Genomic DNA, 7,054 nt, shown 5'->3' with positions numbered 1-7,054 from the left:
ACCCAGTAATCGTCTCACTCGCAAAAGAATAATCCTGATAAATCAAAGGATTATGCGCGCGGGCGCTCAAAGTTCGGGCTAATGGAACGGCAATTGATGCCGCTAGAGAGACACGGATTTATTCGGCTGGACGGTCATCGTCGAGCGGTGCACAGGGGTTATAGAGAAATATTCCGGAGGCGGTTTCAAACTGAAGTGCAACAGATGTATGAAAAGATGACGGGCGTGCCGGCGCCCATCAAACGGCCCGACCGCAGGCCGGATCCACAGCTACACCACGCAGCCATGCGACGGATTGTCGAGGCAGCGGGTCATAAGCTTGCCGCGAAAGCGACGGTCCATATATCCACATTTGCTGCGATGGGCCGACTCGCTCGGCCCGTTGTTTCTTCGGGGCAGGCATTCGCCGCCGTCCTTGCGACGGGCGGCAACAAATCGGATGCGGCGAAAAGTTTGGGCATTTCTCGACCGGCACTTTATCGACTTCTGGCGAAGTGAAAACGCGTGCCATCACGCCGAAGAAAGAGGAGAAAGATGCCGACCTCAGGAGTTGCGCGCGCGTTTAAATTAGCGGCGGCTGGCGTCGGTCGCTTTGAGTACTGAGGCACTAACAATTGCTTTGCCAGCGCTACTCAGGTCCGATGAACGGGCCGAGGCGGGCGCTTGCGGCGACAGAATTGGCGGAGACTGAGCAACTGTGCAATACGCTTGGTTTTCGCAAAAACTAGCGCATTTCATTTTAGAAACAATGAGTTGAGCTTGTGCGCGGTGGGCCAGAAGTCGATGTAACACGTTAAATCCGAGCGAGGGGAAGAGCGGAGATGAGGAGCGCAGACGCGGATTCGTGGAAGATGGTAGCAACCCTTGACGGACGGGAAACCGGGTCCGAACAGCGGCTCTTTGCTAGCAGGAAATCGCGCTTGTGCAAGGCATCTTAATTGAGCGCCCTGACGCCGCGCGCGGAGGACGTTTGCCGTTCGGTGTGAGAGCTGATAAGTGGAACAGCGCGGGCCTCGCTGTATGCCCATGTAACGCGAGTCTGCACAGGCAGTTACGTCGCGACCGAGGAAAGGATCCTGGTCCGCGCTATTAGCGTAGTCAATCGGCGCCGCCATACACTTGGAGACGTTGCGCCTCGTAGCGTGCTCAGCAGCTCGGGCAGCGTGATGCATCGCGGACTGCCGGACGACGAAGTGCGCCGCGACGTGGTGCCGAAGTACCAGATAGCAGTGGCGCCCGTGCTACAAAGTATACAGGTCGCGCCAGTGGTAGACGAGCGCGGCTTGGCAGGCTAACCGCCTCTGTGGGCCGGACATGACAAAACACGCCTCACGGCGTTCATGCACTGGCCGCACGGGCTCGTTGTAGTGACCCGGCGATATCAACGCGCCGTATGATATCGAAGTGTCGAGCAGCGCCGCGCCGGTTTCGCGACGCGTTGCGAGTTAAGGTGCCATTTATCACGCCAAGTTTGTGCCGCTCGACTTTGACTATGCGCGGACCCGGCGCGATCATCGCGTCAACGTGTTCGGCCCCACGTTAAGCGATTCAACGAGCGGTTTCGGGGCGCTGTTTCCAATCACGCTGCGGTATCCGCCCTTGTCGTTTACCGCTTATCGACCGCTCCCGCGACGCGTGTTTTCGTGTTTTGCAGTGCTCCGACGACCTCGCAGAGGCACTTTGTCGGCGATCATCGAGTTGCCCGTGGCACTCCCATGTCTGTACGCCTGGGCGCTGAAAGTCGACCTCGGCGATCACTTGTCCGACCGTTATGGTGCGCGCCTCGCTCTCGATTCCGAGAATCGCCACCTTCAAAGCGCGGGGCTGCAATAGGTTCTTACACGGGCGGCAAGCTGTAGCCCAACTGCAAGGCGCCGAGCAAAAGACACCACAAAATCGCGAGCTTTCCATCCATCTTCACGCTCAGAAAGCCCTAATATCCTATTTACCTATCCGCGTCACTGACGCATCGACCCGAGTGCAGCGCACTCCATTTGTATCTTCGGCACTCGACAGGTGCGATCTCTCAAAGCGGCAGCGGCGCTGCCAATCAGGCTAGTCGTCTGATGCGGGAAACTGAGTTCTATAAGAACCGCAAGGATGCTGGCTCCTTGACCGATACGCAATTCGTCATCGACTGAGAACGACTTCGCGCGGACAGTGCGAGCATCATTCTTCCTTTCGTCTACGGCAATCACGCCAAGCCCGACGCACGCGGTCCCATTCAAGGCGACCGTGATGGTCAAGCTCCCAAGACGGGAAATCACTTGCACCCTTGGTGCGGATTTCTTCATCCCTATCTGTCGGCCCGCGCTGCCGATACCCAAAAGCGCAACAAGAATTGCTTGGCTCGACAGGCTGTTGCCCCGCGGTCAAGTAGCCATGCGCCGGATTTATCCGGAGCAAGGATCATCAGGCGGCAGTGCTTCCCTGCGCCGGGTGAATCGAAAATCTGATCTCTAAGATCCCGGAAAGCAAAGCGTGCAGCATCCCACCCACCCGCGGCGTCCTCTTGATAGGTGAGACGTCGCTTTTCAGACAACAGCTGTGAAAATCCAACTGAATTTCTCGGCCCTGATGGACAACGCCGGGCTGCCGCAGCGGCTTACGAAGGAACTCACTGAGCTATTCCAACAGCATTTATCGAAAGCCCATAGCAAGACTCGCGTAACATCCAACGCAATCTCTATCAAAACCCAAAAGTACCGCGTCCAAAGTCTCATCGCGGGATTCCGCGAGCTACGAAAGGGCGGCTTCGCACTCCAGTCGCCATGGAATCTGTCGGAAAAGCACATCGGCTACCTGGTCAACCTCTGGGTGAGCGAGAAGGAACAGGCGCCAGGTACGGTCGAGAACAAGCTGACCTACTGGCGAACGCTCGCCGTCTGGATGAAGAAGCATCAGCTCGTAGGTACGGTGGATGACTATATCAAGCGCCCCGATGGATATCGTCGCTACTACATCGCGCAAGAGGACAAGTCTTGGGAGGCGGCCAACGTCGATGTCAACGACGTGATTGCACGGCTTTGCGACTGCGACCGCTGGGTCGCGATGCAGGTTGAGCTTCAGGCCACTTTTGGCCTGCGCGCGCAAGAGAGCATGCTCCTTCGTCCTTTGCAATGTCTACGTGTGTCGGGCCATCTTCATGTGATCGACGGCACCAAGGGCGGAAGGCCTCGGCTTATCCCGATCGACGCCGAATGGCAGTACGAGGTAATCATTCGGGCGGCGAGGCTCTCCAATCCGCGCACAGGGTCGATGATCCCGGACCCTTGGTCGCTCAAGAAGTGGTATCGCCACTTCTATCATGTCTTGCAGAAGGAGGGGATCACGCGAAGTGCCAAAGGCATTACGGTGCACGGCCTGCGTCATGCTTACCTGCAAAGGATGTATGAGGCGGTGACCGGCGTTCCCGCACCGATCAAACGGGCCGATCATCGCCCCGATCCTGAGCTTCATCAGGCGGCCATGCAACGACTTGTCGAGGCGGCCGGGCATAGCCTCGCCGCGAAGGCGACGGCCTACATTTCGACGTTCGCCACCGTCGAACGTCTATCCCGACCTGTCGTCTCGCCCGAGCAGGTCATTGCGGCGGTTGTTGCTGCAAGGGGTGTCAAGTCGGAGGCGGCCAAGAGCCTAAAGATTTCCAGGCAGGCGCTTTACCGTATCCTTGCAAAGTGCCAAGCGCCTACAGACGCAGCGTTCACAAAGGTGGCTCCTCGCGATGCGACCCCTCTGGACCCCGCACCCTTGGATGCATTTCCCATAGATGCAACTCCCACGGACGGAGCGCCATGCCCTCTCGACGCGAGCGCAGTGCTTCGGCCGATTGGCCAGGCGGCGACAGGACAGATGCTGCTGCTCGACGATGGGTGGGACTGACGTCCGGCTATGCAGCTATGAAGGGTGCGAATCCCTGCGACGTACGCGACCGCGGCACCCGTTGCCGTATGGTCGGCACACGGAAGACTTGACCTACGTGTCCAGGTCGTCGGCGGTCGGCTGCACTATCCTTACCGGGCTTGTCGCCGACCTGCTGTCCGCTGAGGGAACCGGTGTGCGGTTGAAACTGTGTGGTGAATCGAGGCGGTGTCGCATATCTGCGTCTCGACCACACCCAGGGTCCGCAACTGGCGTCCTGATGCGCTCCCCACTCATAGGGCGAGCGACATTGTTGCCTCACAACCGACAACCTTTTCACATCTGCCGCCCGGTCCCACCGTCCGTCACGACAGGCTCTCTGGCCGCTTACTGCTGATCCGCCGTGGCGACCGCCGATAAGCCATGGGTCTCCTTGATTAGCGCACTTCGGGCCAACAAGGAACGAGTCGCAGTCAGCGCGGCAAAAGCACTATGAGCGCTATCTGGATAGCTCTCGTGTGGAACAAAGACCGCGATTTTTGCGAGCTTTTCACGTGCCGTCTTACATAGTCCTTTCCGTATCGGTCAGTGCGCCTCTGCAGGCGCACCCTGTATTGGATTTTGGCGAAGGCTCACCGACCGGGCGCCGCGTCTCGGATACACGAGGGGTCATCTGTTCTCAACCGGAGTCTGAGCACGGCGCTGCTTGCTCTGTTGGGGCTCGCGCGATTTCCGCGTCTCAGCGAGTCGCCGAAGTCATCACTTCCACAGGCGTTTGCTTCCGGCGTCGGAGTCACCTTCTTCACGCGTTCATTCAAGGATGCGATGAGGCATTCCACCGGCAATATCGCAATTAAAAGGGCAAAGCATTTACGCCCGAAGCTCGGACGAAATCGGTGATTGACGAGCGGCCTGGCACAAGTCGAGAGCGTGGCTCGAACTCAAACTCCGGCGGGTGAATCAGATGTACGGCGCGTGGCGTACGTGGCCTGCAGGAGATTATGTGGCTGCCGGCAACGTCGAAGACCGAAGCCTTTGCGAAATATGGGTGAGCGCGCGGCCCGAGACCAAATCGCAAAAAGCCTCCGCTTTTGCTTACCAAACAAGGCGTTATCGATTGCAGTCTATACCGAAAAGAAGATGCAGAAGGTCAGCGAAAAGACCGCACACGGTCTCGCCGAGCGCGGCCGTCGACAGCACATGCGTTGCCCAGAGGACAGCGATTTTCGGACGAGCGACTGTCGGGCCATCTCCTGGAATCGAGCCGAACCACGACTTTTAGGGGTCGATATCGCGGAAGCTGGGCATCTGGATGTACGGGATCGATTTCACAAAAATGGGAGCTTTTCTCAACGAAAACAAATTGATAGGAATATTTTCAGCCAGATTCAAGATCTGCTACCTGGATAGCGCTTATTCGCTGCGGGCAGTTCAAGCAGCCGAGAAAGAAGATGCGACGGGGATGTAACGACAGCGAAGCGCGAAACGTCGTAAGCGACGCAGCGACCACCAGCAGCGTGCGCCGTTAAGAAAAGGGAGAAGAGCGGCGAGCTCCCTGCGGGCTTGTTCAGTCAGGTGCATCGGCGAGGCCGGTGGTCTCGAAGAACGCCAACTCGTCGCGGGCGGTTTCATCGCGCAACTTTCTTTCTTGTCCTTGCTTGATATTCCGTCTTTAAACCCTTTAGCCTCCGCTCGCCGAAATGACTTCGCGCTTTTTTTGAAAGACGCAGCTTTTCGATCGCCATTCCGCCGCCATTCTGTCAAAAAATCGCGTATTGTTATGAAGAAGCTTTCATGGAAAAGCGAAATCATGAGCGACAAGAGACTGAAACAATGGGGAAAAAAAGACCATACCGCCTGATAAGCAGGCGGAGTTGCCGGATCGTCGCCAACCGGTATCAGCAGGGGCTCGACGAGGGACGATGGACCACGCAAACCGGTGCACTGGAAACGCTTCGGGTCAGTCAGGCCGAGTTATCGTTTGCACTGCAACTACGCGCGTTGCCAGCGGAAGTCCGCGATTTGTTCGAAGACGAGATCGACGTCACCAGCCACACGGTCCGGGTGATTCGCGAAGTGATTATGCGTGATGGCCTAGCGACGGTGCTTCAACGCATTCAACGGAGCGGAGCTTGCGGGAGCAAATATACAAAGAAAACGGTGCTCGGCATTGTCAAGGGCAAGATATCTGAATCGAAGCGCGCTTTGCGCTGGTCTGGCCAGGACAGTAAAATAGCCGCAAGGTCGCTTGATTTACCTAAAAGCATCCTGGACCGCTACCACCTCGGTATCACAAAAGGGGAATGGAATACGTATAGCGAATGCGCTCGGGTGCTCAACGTTTCTCGACGTCACATCAGTGACGCCGTTGCAATCGGCCAAATTCCAGATGCCGTCCGTTATCTTTTTTGGGAAACAGATCTCACCTTCGCGATCGGAAGAAGGCTTCTTGCGCTCAAAAATGAGTTGGGTGCTGATGAGATGCTCGTTCGGGCGCGAAGGGTCGAACCGATGTTCAAGGTCGCAGGTCGCACGGCTGAAAACATTCTGACCGAACTCAGGGCTGAACACATTCGCCCGTCGAATTTCTTTCGCGTACGTATAAAGAAGGGGAGGGGACCGAACCGCCTCGTCATCGAGTGCAGAGACGCTGAACTGCTACTTCGATACCGTCGTGAGATGGAACTCGCGATAAAAAAGGTTCTTCAGAAGCGCATAGAGAACGCGGACCAGATTGAACTTGTTCGCGAGTTGCAAGGTCTTGTTCGCACGATTTTACCGGAGATGGCACCACTGCCCAGTACTTTCGATCCACGTCCTGCCTGAAAATCCGCCCTGCCCGGTTTTGCTCGACAGGGCAATGCGCACGGTCGGCACAGCGCCAGCCATTGTTTGGCGAATGATAGTGGGAAAAGCGCCCGCCAGGGCGCTTACCCCATTTGATTACACACAACTCATTCGTGTAGTTCGCGGGCGTACTTGAGGCCAGCGGCGAAATCCATCACCCGCTGCAAGCCTTGCCAAATCGTTTTGACGCCGGGTTCGCCATCGCCTTTGCGAGCCAGGAAGCCGCCGAGCATGGCGACCAGCCGCACGGCCTCATTCAGGCGCGGTGACGTCTTGGGCGGCTTCTGCTTGTTGAGAATGAACGCCGCGCGCCACTCATCGGATTCGAACAGCAGTTCTGCGTCGA

The 7,054-nt window shown here is 57.3% G+C and carries 4 protein-coding genes; 3 read left to right on the top strand and 1 reads right to left on the bottom strand.

Features of this window, described 5'->3' with window-relative positions; all coding sequences use genetic code 11:
* Positions 1 to 204 precede the first annotated feature (204 nt).
* From AWB68_RS41360 to AWB68_RS41340, 3 genes are all read left to right on the top strand, one after another.
* Positions 205 to 498 (top strand): helix-turn-helix domain-containing protein, encoded by a 294-nt coding sequence (locus tag AWB68_RS41360; RefSeq protein WP_235028799.1) that lies wholly within the window; start codon positions 205 to 207, stop codon positions 496 to 498.
* 2,079 nt (positions 499 to 2,577) lie between these two features.
* Entirely contained in the window at positions 2,578 to 3,882 is a 1,305-nt protein-coding gene (locus AWB68_RS41345; RefSeq protein WP_087649929.1) for an integrase domain-containing protein, read from the top strand.
* 1,773 nt (positions 3,883 to 5,655) lie between these two features.
* Entirely contained in the window at positions 5,656 to 6,687 is a 1,032-nt protein-coding gene (locus AWB68_RS41340) for a hypothetical protein (protein WP_125483232.1), read from the top strand.
* Between the two features lie 128 nt (positions 6,688 to 6,815).
* On the opposite strand, the gene AWB68_RS50280 is transcribed toward AWB68_RS41340, so the two are convergent.
* A partial coding sequence (locus AWB68_RS50280) for an IS4 family transposase (RefSeq protein WP_268810978.1) occupies positions 6,816 to 7,054 on the bottom strand: 239 nt, incomplete at its 5' end.

This window comes from Caballeronia choica (genome assembly GCF_001544535.1).
GTDB lineage: Bacteria > Pseudomonadota > Gammaproteobacteria > Burkholderiales > Burkholderiaceae > Caballeronia > Caballeronia choica.
Note: the sequence above shows the minus strand (reverse complement) of the source record. Positions and strands in the feature narration are given on the sequence as shown.

Bases quoted from the DNA above. Each gene is read 5' to 3' on its own strand.
- AWB68_RS41360 (WP_235028799.1), top strand. From the start codon at position 205: ATGTATGAAAAGATGACGGGCGTGCCGGCGCCCATCAAACGGCCCGAC.
- AWB68_RS41340 (WP_125483232.1), top strand. From the start codon at position 5,656: ATGGAAAAGCGAAATCATGAGCGACAAGAGACTGAAACAATGGGGAAA.
- AWB68_RS41345 (WP_087649929.1), top strand. From the start codon at position 2,578: ATGGACAACGCCGGGCTGCCGCAGCGGCTTACGAAGGAACTCACTGAG.